This window comes from Exiguobacterium sp. ZWU0009 (genome assembly GCF_000798935.2).
Lineage (GTDB): Bacteria > Bacillota > Bacilli > Exiguobacteriales > Exiguobacteriaceae > Exiguobacterium_A > Exiguobacterium_A acetylicum.
The window spans coordinates 653404-669634 of record NZ_CP018057.1; the positions used below are offsets into that span (position 1 = coordinate 653404).

Annotated in this window: 14 protein-coding genes; 4 read left to right on the forward strand and 10 right to left on the reverse strand. The window is 45.9% G+C overall.

Translation table 11 applies throughout. The annotated features are described in order from the left end of the window. Nucleotides 1-34: 34 nt before the first annotated feature. The 5 genes from L985_RS03365 to L985_RS03385 are packed head-to-tail and all read right to left on the reverse strand — an operon-like array spanning nt 35 to nt 3512. Nucleotides 35-664: a response regulator gene (locus L985_RS03365; RefSeq protein ID WP_047395130.1), complete on the reverse strand. Its 630-nt coding sequence runs from the start codon at nt 662-664 to the stop codon at nt 35-37. Next, the gene (locus L985_RS03370) at nt 661-1686 is read right to left on the reverse strand and encodes a sensor histidine kinase (RefSeq protein WP_034785901.1); all 1026 of its coding nucleotides are present in this window, start codon (nt 1684-1686) and stop codon (nt 661-663) included. Before L985_RS03370 ends, L985_RS03365 begins: the two co-directional genes overlap by 4 nt. Further along, the gene (gene liaF / locus L985_RS03375) at nt 1683-2402 is read right to left on the reverse strand and encodes a cell wall-active antibiotics response protein LiaF (RefSeq protein ID WP_029340864.1); all 720 of its coding nucleotides are present in this window, start codon (nt 2400-2402) and stop codon (nt 1683-1685) included. Before liaF ends, L985_RS03370 begins: the two co-directional genes overlap by 4 nt. 59 nt (nt 2403-2461) lie before the next feature. Beyond that, a complete protein-coding gene (locus L985_RS03380) occupies nt 2462-3079 on the reverse strand; it encodes a PspA/IM30 family protein (RefSeq protein WP_029340865.1) in 618 nt (205 codons plus the stop codon). Nucleotides 3080-3134: 55 nt separating this feature from the next. Beyond that, nucleotides 3135-3512: a lmo0954 family membrane protein gene (locus L985_RS03385; protein ID WP_023467260.1), complete on the reverse strand. Its 378-nt coding sequence runs from the start codon at nt 3510-3512 to the stop codon at nt 3135-3137. A 273-nt stretch (nt 3513-3785) separates the two neighbouring features. On the opposite strand from L985_RS03385, the gene rsgA reads away from it, so the two are divergent. Beyond that, entirely contained in the window at nt 3786-4835 is a 1050-nt protein-coding gene (gene rsgA / locus L985_RS03390) for a ribosome small subunit-dependent GTPase A (RefSeq protein ID WP_029340866.1), read from the forward strand. A gap of 71 nt (nt 4836-4906) precedes the next feature. Here the strand turns inward: rsgA and abc-f are convergent, their stop codons facing one another. From abc-f to pflB, 3 genes are all read right to left on the reverse strand, one after another. After that, the gene (gene abc-f, locus L985_RS03395; RefSeq protein ID WP_047395134.1) at nt 4907-6607 is read right to left on the reverse strand and encodes a ribosomal protection-like ABC-F family protein; all 1701 of its coding nucleotides are present in this window, start codon (nt 6605-6607) and stop codon (nt 4907-4909) included. 274 nt (nt 6608-6881) lie between these two features. Continuing rightward, complete coding sequence (gene pflA / locus L985_RS03400; RefSeq protein ID WP_047395137.1) at nt 6882-7601, reverse strand: pyruvate formate-lyase-activating protein; 720 nt, start codon at nt 7599-7601, stop codon at nt 6882-6884. A 34-nt stretch (nt 7602-7635) separates the two neighbouring features. Continuing rightward, nucleotides 7636-9885 (reverse strand): formate C-acetyltransferase, encoded by a 2250-nt coding sequence (gene pflB, locus L985_RS03405; protein WP_029340869.1) that lies wholly within the window; start codon nt 9883-9885, stop codon nt 7636-7638. Nucleotides 9886-10224: 339 nt separating this feature from the next. On the opposite strand from pflB, the gene L985_RS03410 reads away from it, so the two are divergent. From L985_RS03410 to L985_RS03420, 3 genes are read left to right on the forward strand one after another with little or no spacing between them, the layout of a single operon-like run. After that, on the forward strand, nt 10225-10653 hold the full coding sequence (locus L985_RS03410; protein ID WP_023467265.1) for a hypothetical protein: 429 nt from the start codon (nt 10225-10227) through the stop codon (nt 10651-10653). A gap of 28 nt (nt 10654-10681) precedes the next feature. Further along, a complete protein-coding gene (locus L985_RS03415; RefSeq protein ID WP_023467266.1) occupies nt 10682-11854 on the forward strand; it encodes a DEAD/DEAH box helicase in 1173 nt (390 codons plus the stop codon). Further along, nucleotides 11851-12495, forward strand: coding sequence for a hypothetical protein (locus tag L985_RS03420; protein WP_023467267.1), 645 nt, complete (start codon nt 11851-11853; stop codon nt 12493-12495). Before L985_RS03415 ends, L985_RS03420 begins: the two co-directional genes overlap by 4 nt. 55 nt (nt 12496-12550) lie before the next feature. On the opposite strand, the gene L985_RS03425 is transcribed toward L985_RS03420, so the two are convergent. Then, complete coding sequence (locus L985_RS03425) at nt 12551-14338, reverse strand: GGDEF domain-containing protein (protein WP_029340870.1); 1788 nt, start codon at nt 14336-14338, stop codon at nt 12551-12553. 10 nt (nt 14339-14348) lie between these two features. Further along, nucleotides 14349-16190 (reverse strand): GGDEF domain-containing protein, encoded by a 1842-nt coding sequence (locus L985_RS03430; protein ID WP_029340871.1) that lies wholly within the window; start codon nt 16188-16190, stop codon nt 14349-14351. Between the last annotated feature and the right edge of the window lie 41 nt (nt 16191-16231).

Sequence of the window (16231 nt, forward strand, 5' to 3'; positions counted from 1 at the left end):
TGAGCTTAAGGAATAAGTAATGAAGGGCTAAATCTTATTTGACGAGATTATGCTTGAAGGCATAGACGACAGCTTGTGTACGGTCTACGACATCGAGTTTCGATAAGATGTTCGAGACGTGTGTCTTAACGGTTTTTAAGGAAATGAATAATTCGTCTGCGATTTCTTGGTTCGCCATACCACGAGCCATCAATTGAAGAACTTCCTGCTCACGTTCCGTCAAATCATCATGCAAGTGTGTCGTAGGACGACGAAGACGTTCCATCATTTTACCGGTCACTTGTGCTGCCATGACCGATTGACCGTTTGCCGTCTTGCGAATCGCTTCTGCAATATCAAAGGCGCTAGCGGTCTTTAAAACATAACTCATCGCACCCGCTTCAATGACAGGATAGACTTTCTCGTCATCAAGAAAACTCGTCACGACGAGAATTTTTGCTTCCGGCCAGTCTTTGCGAATCAGTCGTGTTCCTTCGACGCCATCAACTGGCTCCATCACTAAATCCATCAAAATGACATCCGGTCGATGTTCAAGCGCAAGAAAGGCTCCTGCTTGACCATCCGACGCTTCGGCGACGACCTCGATGTCTGGTTGTGTGGAAAGGAAAGCAGACACACCGGCCCGGACCATCTCATGATCATCTACTAATAATACGCGTATCATACTTGCACCATCCGATCTTTTCTAAGTTTGACTTCGATTTGGGTTCCTTGTCCTGGAACACTGACGAGACGAATCGTTCCGCCCATCTCAGCCGTCCGTTCCCGCATCGAATTAATGCCATAAGAGGCAAGTTTCTTTTCATCAACGACGAATCCGACACCATCATCATTCATGCTCAGAATGATCGTTTCGTTGAATTGTCGAAGTTCAATATCCATATGAGACGCTTTCGCGTGACGTAATGCATTCGTCAATCCTTCTTGAACGATCCGGAATAACTCGTTTTCAATTTGTCGTGGCAGTGACATCTCTTCTAACTTCCAACTTAATTGTGTGGACTGCTTTCTAGATAATTCTTCGAGCAATTGAGAAAGTCCTTGTTGTAACGTCATCCCTTCAAGTTCGACGGGGCGAAGTTGAAGTAAGAGTGAGCGCATTTCAGACTGTGCCGTTTGTGCCATCGTCTCGACCATCTCGATTTGTTTGGCGGCAGCTTCAGGTTGAGACAGAATCGTCTGTTTGGCTGCTGTTGTCATCATGGAAATGGCATAAAGCTGTTGCGAAACGGAGTCATGTAAATCACGTGCGAGTCGCTTTCGTTCTTCCGTAACGGCTTGAACTCTTACTTGTTCAACATGTTGCGGACGCGTGCTGATCTTTTGGACGGTTTCGACTTGTTCGTCGATACGTTTTCCGATCCGCGATAAGCGTGTCAACGTATGGAAGTAGGGACCGGGAACGATTGTCACATCTTTTCCTTGTTCCAGTTCAATGATGGCAGTCGTGACACGTTTGAAGTCACGTCGCAAGAAAAAGTAATGCATGCTACCGATGGCAAGGGGTAGTAATAACGAGAGTCCGATGACGAGTAGAAGGACAGGGAAATCTTGTTGACGGACGAACAAGACATGCCAATCGACTTGTCGCGTACTTAAGAATAACAACGTCGTCATGACGGCTGTCAAAAAGCCCGTCATGACTTGGAGTGCAATGACACCAAGCGGGAATTGATCACGCTTCATATCGAAGACACCTCCACGTTGCCAATACCGAGCATGACATGAATACGAACCTTCCGTGTCGCTTCACCGTATTCCGGTGCTCGGAATTGAATACGTCGATTAAAGAAGGTTGGAATCCGGCGGATGTCCGTCTTGACGCTTCCGAAGCCGATTGAGGTATCAAGCGTATAGTCATAGCCGGACGGTAAAAGAATCCGAACGTCTCCGACGACACCACTGACGACGATTAATGTCTCACCTTCCGGAACGTAAGCGTGTGTCAAATCGATTTCTAAATCCTTGACGATGAACTGTTCGCTCAAATCCTGTAAGACGTATGGTGCATCGGCTTGGGTTGAGAAGGAGTAAGCCGGTTGAATCTTGATGCCTTCTTCTTCATATTGATGCGGGGCAATCCGTGAAAACAAAAATTCTCGGACGGAATGCCGTGTTACGAGAATAATCCCAAGATAGAGCAAAATTCCGGCAATGACAAAACCGATGGCAGCCGAACTAAGGACGACGCCAGCAAGAATGATCGTACCGACGATGTAGAAGAGAATCGCTAATTTTTCATGATTGCGTCGTCGGAAATGAATCCCGACATAGTACAGCAGGAACGGAAATAAGACACCAAACAATACATTTCCTGCACCGGACAATAGGTCATAGAACAGACCGAGGGCGAACAGGATCGATACGTAACCGACCAGTTGTTTCGTACTTAATCGTCGCACGATCAATCTCCTTTCTAACATGACAAAGGGAGGCATACGCCTCCTTCGTCATTGACTGCTTATTGGTGAATGCGGCGCTCGAGTTCAGCGATACGCGCATCGATATCATCTTCATCAACGGCTGGTTGTTTTGCCTCAGGCTCTTCTGCCGTAAACGGATGTGCTTCTTCTTTTATAGTAGCATTTGGTTCGCGATCTAGCACCTGGTTCATCTTGTTTTTTAAGTTTGAGACGTTTTCGCGCATCATCCATTCGTACCGTTTGTTCTGTAAATCTTCGAGCTTTAACTTCAACTCGAGAGCTTCACGTTCCAATTCGTTCAACTCGCGTTTCGTCTCAGCGACGAGTTCTTCGAAGAACCGGTATTGCTCCCCGTAATGTTTCGATTCGATGGCTGCGCGCTCAGCCAGTTGTTGTTCACCGGCTTCATTTGCGATCTCAACTTGCTTGAAGCGTTTATCGGCTAAATCCTTCGCTTCTTCTTGTTTATGCGTTAATTCTTGCAGTAATGTCCGTTGACGCTCGAGTAGTCGATCGATTTCTTTTAAATCAGCTTCTGTAGATCGAATATGACGAACGAGCTTTTTAGCAGGTACTTCGCCCTGTTCGGCTGCCTTTTTAACTTCTGTCATCATTTGTGTTGCAAAATCGTTGAGTTGATCAAATACATTTTTCATGAAAAATTCCTCCTTAGAAGTGGCGAATGCTATCGGGTCATACCTTTTGATTTGATTAGAAACGTTTTTCGTCTAAGTCTTTCCAGTCTGCTTCGAAATGTGTCGTTGATGTACGGCGACGGTTAAAGAGATCCTGGACATTAACACGTTGTAGCTTCATACGCATGTAACCGACGTACAATGCGATGGCTGCTGCGATTCCGATAACTGCCCAGATGTTCGAGAGGGCAAGTCCGATTCCGATGGCTGCTAGGAATCCGAAACCGAGTTTCGCTGGCCATTTGTTCGATTGCATGAACTTACTGATCGAATAGAACGCGAGTAACGCCCCTAAGCCAAGTCCGATCATGTGCGGTAATGTTCCGATGACAACGGCAAGTAATGCCAGTCCAGCGAGAATCATCACCAGTTGTTTTCCTTTCGATTGCTTCATGAGGAAGCCTCCCTTGTGTTGATACCTTTATGATACGGGAGTCCTTCTGTTCTGACGACGCTCTTTGGACCGTATTTGCTCTCGGGCTTAAGGCGGAGAGAAGGTCTGACTTCGAGGGAAGCGCTGTCAGAACCATTGATTGATATGGTATTCTATAAAGGAATCGAACTGAGAGGAGTGATGTTGATGAGTGCAACAATCAACGTAAAACAAGTAACATGTGTCGGAAACCAGGGAGGGGTTTCCCTCCCTTAAATCAGAGGAGGAAACCATTTGAACGAATGGGGTACACCACCTGTCTACGAAACGACAGGAACAGAACGATTAGGACGGATTATAGCTGTCTATCAAACACACTATCGTGTTATGACGGAAACAGGAGAGTCGCTCAGCGAGCTGTCTGGTAAGTTACGTTTCCAATCGGGAACAAAAGCTGAATTGCCAGCGGTCGGGGACTGGATCATCCAAACAGAGCGAGAGCCAGGCAAAGGACGAATCGAACGTGTCTTGCCACGATCTTCTCAATTTTCCCGAAAAGCGGCAGGAACGGAAACCGAGGAACAAATCATCTGCGCAAATGTCGACGTCGCCTTGCTTGTCATGGCTTTTGGACATGACTTCAACGTCCGTCGACTGGAACGCTATTTAACGGTTGCTTGGGATGCAGGGGTGACACCAATCATCGTCCTGACGAAAAAAAGTTTGATGCCGTCGATTGAAACGGAACTGCAGGCTGTCGAAGCGATTGCGTTCGGAACACCAATCCTTGCCGTTGATTCCTTGACGGGTGACGGATTAGAGGTGTTGCGTGAACAGTTACAAATCAAGCAAACGATCGTGTTAGTTGGATCGTCCGGCGTCGGGAAGTCGACACTCGTCAATGCTTTAGCTGGAGAACAGTTAATGGAGACGGGGGGCGTACGAGAAGACGATGAACGCGGACGTCACACGACGACGCATCGCGAACTGAAACGACTATCGAACGGTCTATTGCTTGTTGATACACCGGGGATGAGAGAATTGGCCTTATGGGATGGAAGTGACGGTTTATCGTCGACTTTTTCCGATATTGAGGAGCTTGCTGAAAACTGTCGTTTCCGAGACTGTGAACATGAAAAGGAACCGGGCTGTGCCGTTCGGACAGCTTTAGAAGATGGTACACTAACTGCTGAGCGCTGGAACAGCTTCGTCAAGCTAAAACGAGAAATCGCTTATGCGGAACGCAAGCAAAATGTGGCGTTGCAGGCGGCAGAGAAGGAAAAGTGGAAAAAAATCCACAAGCAGGCCCAAGCGCATACGAAAGTGAAGTATCAAAAGCGATAATACGACTGAAATATGAAAAGCATCTGCAACGGAAAAAGGAGTCTCTTTTTCTATGCAGATGCTTTTTCTCGTTATTCTTTTGAAAGTGATTCATTCGTTTCTGTATTGAACGGAACGTTACCCGTCAAAGCATCAAGACGGTGTAAGTCGGATTGAATCGCTTCAGGGTCACTTCGGCGAGCGTTTCGTACCGTGGCAGTTCCGACCGAATGATCGTTGAATCCAGTCGTTAAATCAAACGTCCGATTCGACAGCCGATCGGTGAAATAGCGATCGTGAGAGACGAAGAGGAGCTCACCAGGGAAGACATCGAGAGCGGCTTCGATTTGTTCACGAGTCGCAAGATCCAAATAGTTCGTTGGCTCGTCGAGAATAAGCAAGTGAGCACCAGAAAAATACAGGCGTAAGAAAGCGATCCGACATTTCTCGCCCATACTAGCGTCGGAAATCGACCGGTAAACATCATCGCGACGGAATAAAAAACAGGCGAGCAACGTCCGAGCGTCCGTTTCACTCATTGTGCCATACTCAAGTAATGCCTCTAACAACGTACCAGATGTCGGTAAGTGGGAAAGGGCTTGTGAAAAATAGTCAGTCTTCAATCGAGGATGACGGATTACATTCCCTTGATTAGGGACATACTCGCCCTCGATGAGACGCAGTAAGGTCGATTTCCCGCTTCCATTCGGTCCGATGACAGCAATTCGGTCGCCACGTTCTACCGTAAACGAAACATCGTTTAGGATTAGTGTTGTCTCATGCATGAATGAGACACGTTCGAACGAAATCAGTCGTTTCGCACGAATCGCTTCATGTTCGAATGCGACGTGAACAGTCGGTGCAACCTGTGGTTTTTGTACACGATCCTCGAGTAGACGCTCGAGTTGCTGCTCTTTTGCCTTGACCTTCGTCGCATGTTTAGCAGCCTTCTTTTTCGCATAGGGATCCCGTTCACTCGCTTGATTCGTGGCTTTTTGATGCCATTGCCGGTATCCTTGAATCATGCGTGTCAGCTCTTTACGTGTACGTTCTTGTTTTTCATACGCTCGTTGTTGCGACAGAACTTGATGTTCTTTTTGTTCTTTATAGGACTGGTAGTTTCCGCTGTATCGCGTTGCCCCTGATTCGGATAATTCAATGACGGCATCAGCCGTTGCGTCGATGAAGAATCGTTCGTGTGAGACGTAGAGAATCGAGGTCCGTGACATGTTGACCCATTCCGTGAGCCACTCGAGTGTCTCTTGATCCAGATGATTCGTCGGTTCATCGAGAATGATGAAATCAGGTCGTGACAGAAGCAGACAGGCAAGTTGGAGGCGCGTCTGTTCACCGCCGCTTAAACTGGATGCATTATGTGTCCAGAGCGCTTCCTCTAATTTGACTTCTTTTAAGACGCGTGCTGCATCTGCTTCAAGCGAGAAGGCGTCCTGATCGAGTGCTTGTTGATAGATCGTCAAGTCACCATTCATGGCATTAGCGCGAAGTTGATAACGAACCGCATCCGCTCGTTTGACGACATCAAGAACGGTGTGATCGCCCGCTACGAAGTGTTGTGATAGTAGACCGAGTTTTTTGTAATGACGCTTGATCGAACCGTCAGTCGGCTGAAGTTGGTCAGCGATCAAGTGTAACAGTGTCGTTTTTCCGATGCCGTTCGGACCGATTAAGGCGACATGTTCACCGGTATGAATATGAAAAGAAACGTCCGAGAAAAGACGTCGTTCGTCGTAGTCCATCGATAGGTGTTGGATCGTAAGTGTTTCAGTAGGCATAAAAGCAGCTCCTTTAGTGTTCATTTCCGATAAGATGAAATGAAAAACACACCATCCGAAGCGAGCGGATGGTGTGCCGGAGTGTAACTCAAAGAAGGTGCTGGCCAGAGGTTGGTCACACCGAAAAAGAGCAGACTCGTAGCGTCAGACATCCGCAACTGCATTGCGAAAGAGATGATTTCATTCATCAAGCGACGTGTACGAGTGATTGCTTCATTTCGGTGTTGTACCTCCTGTTCATAGTCTATGACGTCATTGTAACAAAATGGAAACGTTAACACAAGTACGATTCAAGTAGGGTTTGCGCATTATCCGTTTCTTCTGGTGAAGGGGGAAGCACATCAGTTAACGGATATGCAAGACCGAGGTTTTCCCACTTATAGACACCGAGTTGATGATACGGGAGTACTTCGACGCGTTCGACGTTTCCGAGCGTCCGGATGAACTCGCCGGTCTGACGGAGGAAATGTTCCGACATCGTAATACCTGGAACGAGGACGTGACGAATCCAGACGGGAATGTTTCGCTCGGCTAGGCGTTTTGCGAAAGCGAGTGTATTGGCGTTACTCCGTCCAGTCAATACACGACAAGCAGCATCGTCGATATGTTTGATATCGAGCAGTACCAGATCCGTCGCATCGAGAATGGCGTCGATGTTTTTCGGGACGACGGATCCCGCGGTATCGATGACCGTATGCAGTCCATGTCGTTTTGCTTCTGTTAAAGCAGCCTCCAAGAATTCTGGCTGAGCGAGCGGTTCACCTCCAGAGAAGGTGATTCCGCCACCCGTTGCCTCGAAAAAGGAGCGATAGCTGATCGCTTCTTTTACGACTTCGTCTGCTGAGACACGCCGTCCGCAACCGAACTCCCATGTATCCACGTTATGACAGTATTGACACCGTAATGGACATCCTTGCGTAAAGACGATGAATCGAATGCCAGGACCATCGACTGTTCCACATGATTCAACGGAATGGATCATACCATAGGTCATCTTGCTCACTTCCTTTCACATACTACACATCATTTTAGAGAGAACCGTGGAACGTTCGATTAATGACATCGATCTGTTGTTCGCGCGTCAGTTTAATGAAGTTCACGGCATAACCGGATACCCGAATCGTTAACTGCGGATATTGTTCTGGATGCTCCATAGCATCGAGTAACGTCTCACGGTCAAAGACGTTGACATTCAAATGGTGTCCTTTTGAAGTCGTACCACCCATATATCCGTCAAGTAATCCGACCGTATTGCGAATACGTGTGGTCTCATCCTTACCAAGTGCTTTTGGCACGATCGAGAACGTGTAGGAGATACCGTCGAGCGCATGCTCATATGGTAATTTTCCGACAGATGTCAGTGCGGCGACAGCTCCTCTAGTGTCACGTCCGTGCATCGGGTTAGCACCCGGTGCAAATGGTTCACCCGCACGGCGTCCATCTGGCGTATTTCCTGTCTTTTTACCGTAGACGACGTTTGAAGTGATCGTTAGGACAGACTGTGTCGGAAGCGCATTGCGATACGTTGGATGTTTACGGATTTTCTCCATGAACAGCGTCACGAGATCAACTGCCATCTGATCGACCCGTTCATCGTTATTTCCGAACTTCGGAAACTCGCCTTCGATCTTGAAATCAACTGCAATCCCATCCGCATCTCGGATCGGACGGACTGTTGCGTAACGGATGGCGGATAGACTGTCAGCGACGACCGATAAACCAGCGATACCGCATGCCATCGTCCGTAAGATTTCCGGATCGTGTAACGCCATCTCAATCCGTTCGTAACTGTATTTATCATGCATGTAATGGATGACATTCAGTGTGTTAACGTACAGTTCTGCGAGCCAATCGAGTTGACGATCATAAGCCGCCATGACGGTTTCGTAATCGAGTACTTCATCAAGCATCAATGGACTTGCGGGGGCGACTTGAATTTTGAGCTTCTCGTCCATTCCGCCATTAATTGTATAGAGTAATGCTTTTGCCAGGTTTGCTCGCGCACCGAAGAACTGCATCTGTTTCCCAATCTTCATCGCGGAGACACAACAAGCGATGCCGTAATCATCTCCATAAACCGGTAACATCAAATCATCGTTTTCATATTGAATCGAGCTTGAAACGATCGACATCTTCGCACAGAATTCCTTGAATCCGCGTGGAAGCTGAGTAGACCAGAGAACGGTTAGATTCGGTTCCGGTGCCGGACCAAGTGTCGAGAGTGTGTGTAAGAAGCGGAATGAACTTTTCGTGACGTTTGATCGCCCATCTTCACTCATTCCACCAATGGATTCCGTTACCCACGTCGGGTCACCCGAGAAGAGATCATTATAGTCCGGTGTCCGTAAGAATTTGACGATCCGAAGCTTCATGACGAAATGATCGACGAGTTCTTGTGCAGTCTCTTCCGTCAAGCGACCAGCCGCAAGATCACGTTCGACATAAATATCAAGGAACGTCGAGACTCGACCGAGTGACATGGCTGCCCCGTTTTGCTCCTTGATGGCAGCAAGATAGGCAAGATAGACCCACTGGAATGCTTCTTGTGCTGTTTCTGCAGGGCGGGAGAGATCGAAACCATAACGAGCTCCAAGCTCGGTCAATTCCGTTAATGCGCGCAACTGTTCATTCATCTCTTCACGGTCGCGAATCATCGATTCAGATAAGAATCCGCCACGTGCCTTTAAATCCTTCTTACGTTCTTCGATCAAGCGTGCCGTTCCGTACAAAGCAACACGACGATAGTCACCGATGATCCGTCCGCGACCATAAGCATCAGGTAATCCGGTGATAATGCCGGCTTTACGTGCAGCGCGCATCTCAGGGGTATAGGCATCGAAAACCCCTTGGTTATGTGTCTTCCGGTACTCGCTGAAAGTTTTCGTGACGGTCTCGTCTGCTTCAAAGCCATACGCAGCTAGGGCATCATTCACCATCCGAATCCCACCGTTCGGATGAATCGAACGTTTAAACGGTTCGTCAGTCTGTAAGCCAACGATTTTTTCAAGTGAGCGATTCAGATACCCTGCATCATGCGAGAGGATCGTTGATGGTGTTTTAGCATCGACGGCATACACACCACCACGTTGTCGTTCTTCATTCGTCAGCTGTAGAATTTGTTGCCAAAGCCGTTCCGTTGCTTGCGTCGGACCGACTAAAAAGTGATCATCTCCTGTATATTCCGTGCGATTGAGTCGGATGAAGTCTGCGACATCGATCGTCTTTACCCATTCACCAGACGTAAAGTTCGTCCAAGCACTCGTTTTTTCTAATAACATGGATACCACTCCTTTAATATTGAGCTAATCATCAGTTCCTTATGTGAATAGTGTAACAAAAGGAAGGGCTGATTCCCTTTACGTTCATGTGAATGTTTTAACAAGTGAACAAACGTTGATATGACGGGCTTTCTTTATTTCTGTATTCATATGAAAATAGTTTTAAAAAAACAGTTTTAGATTGCTAATTCAAGGTTTTTTGGAAACTGTATGAGTTGTTTTGAAAAAGATTCACTAGAACAGTTGAAACTGTGAGGAATGTCACGCTACGGTGCCTTGTATTTTTAAGACGTATCGTTGACAATGAAAAAGGGAATATAGAACGTGGAGGTGTGCCAAATGGAGTATGTATCATTAACACAACAAGGAGAGTATCAGTCAGGAGACTGGGTCTCGCTGAAAATCGGATCGGACGGTTCAACGCGAACGGGAATGATCACGGAATTCGAAAATGATGGATTCTGGATTCGGTTTGAAGACGATTTTGATTATGAAGACTTTATCGGCTATGATGAATCGTATTGGATTGCGCTTGTTCGTCGTCCGGTTGACGTAAAAGCGACGTATGCGAGTCTTGCGGAGTACCCGGCACTCGCTGCAGAATTACAGGATCGTGTCATCCAAGGGTTCGAAATTTTAGAAGAAGAAGCCGGTGAAAGCGAGATTCGATTCCACATTCGATTGCTCGACGCAGGAAATGAATATACACAGACATTACGGGGATACCGTGATGCATCAGGAGATCATGTCGAATACGTAACGGCATGATGGAATTAAGAGAGTAGGAGAAATCGTTATGAATTTTACAAAACCATTTTTACAGGAAGCATGGGAACGCGCACGCTTTACGGAGTTGATGCCTGTTCAAGAACAAGCGATTCCGTTGTTGCGCGAAGGAAAAGATGTCCTGGCGGAAGCGCCGACAGGAACAGGGAAGACGCTTGCCTATGTCATTCCAGCTTTAGAAAAGATTGAAGTAGAAGAACCACACGTGCAAGTCGTGATCACGGCACCAACACGGGAACTCGTCATGCAAATTCATCAAGTCATTCAATTGTTTGCTCAAGGAAGTGGGATCAAATCCGGTGCATTCATTGGTGGAGTTGAATTAAAACGGCAATATGAACGATTGAAGAAAAAACCGCAAATCATCGTCGGAACACCTGGGCGTCTCGTTGAGTTGATTGATTCGAAGAAGTTGAAGATGCATAAGGTGAAATTGATCGTCTTGGACGAAGCGGATCAAATCTATGAGAGTGGTATGAGTGACTCGGCGACGCGGATCGCAAACAGTGCACTACGCGATCGACAACTGGCATTCGTCTCAGCTACATTACCGGAACGGACAGCAGAATGGGGACGGACGCTTGCGAATAATCCTGAGACAATTCGGGTTGAGCGTGCCGTCAGCACACAAGTGACATTTGGTTATTTGGAGACTTCACGTCGTCAGAAGCCGGAATTGTTACGTCGTCTGGCGAACATGCAAGGATCAAAAGTGCTGACATTCATTAATAACCGCTCCTTCCTCGGACCATTGAATGGCGAGTTGAGTAAATTTTCATTGAAATACCGGATTTTAGACGCTGAAAAAGGAAAACGAGAGCGGATGGAGACATTGCGTTCTTATAAAAAAGGAGAGTTTCCGTTACTCGTTACGACAGGTCTTGCGGCACGTGGTTTAGATATCGAAGCAGTCACGCATGTCGTCCATTATGATTTACCGGAGTCGCTTGACGATTTCGTACACCGTTCAGGTCGGACGGGACGTGGAAATGCGAATGGAATGGTACTTGCTCTTGTTACGGATCAAGACTTAAAACACTTAAAAACACTTGCGAAGCAAATGGGCGTCGAGATGGAAGCAATGGAAATTTACCGTGGGGAAGTCATTCCAAAACGTGAATTCACAGCACCTCAGACGATTAAACGACCGGCTACTCCTCACCGGAAAGGGCGATCGAAATGAAGAACGATCGAAAAGTAATTCCGTTTCCGACGACGGTTTCTGAAGCGGAAATGAATGCAGCCTTGAAGAAGATGTATCAAGAAGCAGCGACAGCACGTAGTACGGATTGGGTCGCTTTCATTGAAGAGATTGCGACGGAGGGACGTTGGTATTTAAAAGATGCTGAATTGTTCCGGGACTTATTCGTAGATTGGGCAATCTTCTATGAAACGGATGATCAAGGAAAAACGCCGCATGGTCGTTTTCTTGAGCAGGTCAAAGAAGAGTTATCGCCTAGTCTCTATCGTGCCTTGCGTGGATTAGCGGACCCGATGCCCTCACTGTTTCAAGTCGAGGCGGATGGTGTCGTTGATTTGATGTCAAAACAGACGTATCAAACAGATTTGTCTGAGATTGAAGTCGAACCAGGTGATTTGTTGATTGGAAAACTGCTCTACATTTCTGGGAAATGGCGCTTTGCGATTGCCTATATGAAAGTAGCGCGCGCACTGGTACCAGAAGTCCTCGCCTTGTTGACAGATTTCGTGGATGAAGTAGGAGAAGACGCGTTGCTTCGCCAGTACCCTGAATTTTGTGCGGAATTGATCGACTTACTCCTTGATATCGAAGAAGGCAACATTGCGCCGAGACCAGAAGAATAATCGGAAAAACCTAGGACACATGACCGACTATGGTCAATGTGTTCTAGGTTTTTTTTCAAGAATCTGCTCGATATAGGGCGACATCGTTTTTATCCCGATGTTTCACGCGATACATGGCAAGGTCGGCTTGCTTTAAGCATGTTTCAAGATCAGCCTTATGACACGCGGTCACACCGATGCTTGCAGAAACGAATAAGGATTGTCCTTTATAGACGTAAGGACGTCTTAAAAAGTGTAAGAAGGATTTACATTTTCGACGTAAGGACAGTTCATCATCGGCGTGTAAGAGGATCGCGAACTCATCTCCACCAAGTCGATACACCTGTTCTAAAGAATTCGTATGCTCGCTCAATCGTTTCGCGACCTCGATCAATACGTAATCACCTGCTTCATGACCATACGTATCATTGACTTGCTTAAAACCGTCTAAATCGACTACCGCAAGATAATTCATCTCGAGGAGATGGTTCGAAAAATCTCGCTCTAACGAACGACGGTTTCCGATACTTGTCAAGGCGTCATGGTAGGCGTGGTATTCGATACGTTTTTGCCGGAGCTTTCGTTCAGTGACGTCATGTAAAATCGTGAAACGTCCCATCGAGGTGGTGGCAATTTGAATCGGAATATCAATGATCTCATATCGTCTATGTTGTTCATCTTCATACTCATCGATATCTGTCTCAAGTGTTTCTAATAAGTGACGCATCGTACGAGGAATATGTTCAATCGTCATGTCGGGTAAATGAAACAGACGTTGGGCAGCTAAATTTGCGTATAGTGCCGTTCCGGATTGATCGAGTCGAATCATCGGATCAGGGTGACCGAGAAAGAGTGGGATGACTTGCTGTTCGCTATCTTTAATTTGTTGTTTTCGGTGCTCGATGCGTGAAGCGAGTTGTTCATTCCGTTCGTGTAATTGTGCGACGATCAACCCATGCTGACGAGCAATCAAGATTTGTCGAATGATTAGTAAAACTAAAATGATAAAGATATCGAGCTTTCCGCCTTCTCGTTCCACCATGTAATGAATAAATAAAGGAACGGCCAGTAGAGGGAGCCAGGAACGGGGAATGACCGTCGTTCGAGTGGTTCCTTCTTCGATATGATCAATATGCCATAGAATAGCTGCACTTTGCACCAAACGGATCAAGATCGGGAAAAATAGCAGATAATTCGCTGAGAAGTCCGGGAAATAAACACTTGAGACTTCGTAGATACCGCGAATAAAAATGGATAAAAACAATAAGAACAATGCCATCCTTGATACCCAATGGGTTTCTTGGATGAACGTGAAATAGAAGAAAACGAATAAACCGAGTGATGTATTCGTGATGACGATGATGGCATAAGGAACAGTTTGCAGTCCAGGATTCGTCAATTCATTGAGGACGTGAAACGCGACAAGTCCAATGAAAACGACGATGATCGCGGCATCGACGAAAGCGAGTACGTGTTGTCCGAGTGTCCGTTTTGTGATGATTCGGTAAAAAATCGCGTATAAGAATACGTAATGGGATATTGAAAATAAAATTAGGCTATAAATAGATGGAACTGGAAAGTCTGGATTGAAGAAATGTAATGTCTCAAGAACGGAACCGATACAGGATAAAACCAGTGATCCTAAAGCAATCAGCCAGAATTTTCGTCTTGGTACGACTAATGCTTGTTCCTTACGATAAGCAGTAAGAATAAAATAAGCAATCAATCCAAGAGAGGCATACTGTAGTACTTGTTCAACGATCCGATTAGAGATGGAAGGGGTCCATGTGGCAAGGATCATTAGAGTAAAAGAGATGACGAGCATGGCAGGGAACCAACGGATGAAATAGTTCGATTTAAGCATGGACTCCCTCCTAACGTTTAATTTGAGTAGCGAACAAAAAATTGTTTTTTTCGGTCTTCTTAATATGGTACATGGCTTCGTCTGCTCGAATCAATAATTGTTCTGAGCTTTTACCATTTTCAGGGTATAAGGAAATTCCGATTGATGGTGTGACTTGAAGCGTATGTGTCTGGATATAGAACGGATGATTCAGAACTTCGAGAACGTGTTCGGCAAACTGTCGTGTTTCCGAAGCAGATGCTTGAATGAAGATCAAAAACTCATCTCCGCCAAGACGTGCAACGAGATCAGTTGACGTCGTCATCGATTGAAGACGGATCGCTGTCTCTTGTAACACTAGGTCACCAACATCATGCCCATAAGTGTCATTGATGTGTTTGAAACCGTCCAAATCAATGAATAATAAGGAGCCGTATTCTAACATCGGAAGAGTCAGATAAAGTTGTTCTTCGAAGTAACGCCGGTTTGGCAAATGCGTGAGCGAATCGTGATACCCCATACGTTCTAGCCATACTTCCTGTTGATAATCTTCCGTGATATCCGCCAAGATGACGAAATAGCGTTGTTGATCTGGGATATCGATGATTGTCGTATTCAAAAAGCTTTCCGGATGTTCCTCCGTAACCGGTACATGTAGCAAGTGAGAGGGATAAATCAGCTGCGCTTGTTGAAGCAATGGAATGAGTCGATCGAGTTGTAGCCGTTGACTCGGTCCGAGCGGTAAATCGCTCCACCCAGCTTCTACAGCAGCTGGATTGACAGATCGAATCTGATACGTAGCATCGATTTCAAGAACAACTTCTGGATAAGATAGAAAAAGCGACGTTAGTTCTTTTTCGCGTAACTGTAAGAGTGCTGTCTTTTGATGGACGATGTCTTCTAGATTCGTTTGCAGTGCTGTTGTTTCCTGTAATAACCGCAGATTTTCCTGATATGAAAAAAGCTGTCGCGTTAAAAATAATAAAAACGTAATGCCGACGGAAAGTAAGAAAAAGGTTTGGGAGACAGGGAAGAATGTAATATAGAGAATCAGTACAGATAATAAGATGTAAGACATCAAGGAACGCGTAAGTGTTTCGACCCGAATAAGAGTTGCTTGTTGTTCATGACTGATGGGAAGAGCGCGAGTATTCATAAAGGCAAGGATGAAGAGTCCGCTGAGTGGGTATAACGGAAGCAATAAACCAGCTATTCGTGGTTCACCGTTCAATAACAACGTATAAAAAATAAAGTTCGTCATACCGAGCACGAACGTTCCGAGTACTAGGAAGAGGAAACCCAATCTCGATACGTTTCGCTTTAGACCAGAAGCATAAAGTAAGAAAAAGAAAAGCGTCAATAGAATCGTCAAGAAGGCATAGAAGGTCCAACTGATTTGCTCGAGCACCGTTCGTGTATAAGAGGGGACAAAGCGGAAAATAGCGATGTATCCAGCAATCATCGATACAGTGAACAATGTTAAAGAATCAAGAATCAATAATTTTTGTTTTTGAAACAAAGTTAAATCCAACTGTCGAAATAAGAAGATGACCATCATCGTTAAATGAACCGTGTAAGGCAGATCGAGTAAGACGTTCAGGTTAACAGCGTCCCATTGAAAAAGACGGCCGATCATATTGAAGAAGTCGCCAAGGAAATACGAAAAAAAGGCGACCGATAACCATTTATATGGAATAGAAGGTTGTTTGAAAGCCTTCGATTGACTAAGTAGGAAAATGACGAAAGAACCGATCAGACTAATGATCGCTGAAAATTGTAACGAGCGATCTTGTGGCAATAGCCAGAGCAGAGTGTACGTGACGACTAAGTAGAATGCGACGGTAGGGTAGATGTTTTGAACAATCCGTTTCACCGGAACTCCTCCTTTCGCAAGCCTTTCATGAAAATGAAATA

What these genes read in the sequence shown, in the direction of transcription:
- L985_RS03365 (WP_047395130.1), bottom strand. Translation starts at nt 664, where the DNA reads ATGATACGCGTATTATTAGTAGATGATCATGAGATGGTCCGGGCCGGT.
- L985_RS03370 (WP_034785901.1), bottom strand. Translation starts at nt 1,686, where the DNA reads ATGAAGCGTGATCAATTCCCGCTTGGTGTCATTGCACTCCAAGTCATG.
- L985_RS03380 (WP_029340865.1), bottom strand. Translation starts at nt 3,079, where the DNA reads ATGAAAAATGTATTTGATCAACTCAACGATTTTGCAACACAAATGATG.
- L985_RS03385 (WP_023467260.1), bottom strand. Translation starts at nt 3,512, where the DNA reads ATGAAGCAATCGAAAGGAAAACAACTGGTGATGATTCTCGCTGGACTG.
- abc-f (WP_047395134.1), bottom strand. Translation starts at nt 6,607, where the DNA reads ATGCCTACTGAAACACTTACGATCCAACACCTATCGATGGACTACGAC.
- pflA (WP_047395137.1), bottom strand. Translation starts at nt 7,601, where the DNA reads ATGACCTATGGTATGATCCATTCCGTTGAATCATGTGGAACAGTCGAT.
- pflB (WP_029340869.1), bottom strand. Translation starts at nt 9,885, where the DNA reads ATGTTATTAGAAAAAACGAGTGCTTGGACGAACTTTACGTCTGGTGAA.
- L985_RS03410 (WP_023467265.1), top strand. Translation starts at nt 10,225, where the DNA reads ATGGAGTATGTATCATTAACACAACAAGGAGAGTATCAGTCAGGAGAC.
- L985_RS03415 (WP_023467266.1), top strand. Translation starts at nt 10,682, where the DNA reads ATGAATTTTACAAAACCATTTTTACAGGAAGCATGGGAACGCGCACGC.
- L985_RS03420 (WP_023467267.1), top strand. Translation starts at nt 11,851, where the DNA reads ATGAAGAACGATCGAAAAGTAATTCCGTTTCCGACGACGGTTTCTGAA.
- L985_RS03425 (WP_029340870.1), bottom strand. Translation starts at nt 14,338, where the DNA reads ATGCTTAAATCGAACTATTTCATCCGTTGGTTCCCTGCCATGCTCGTC.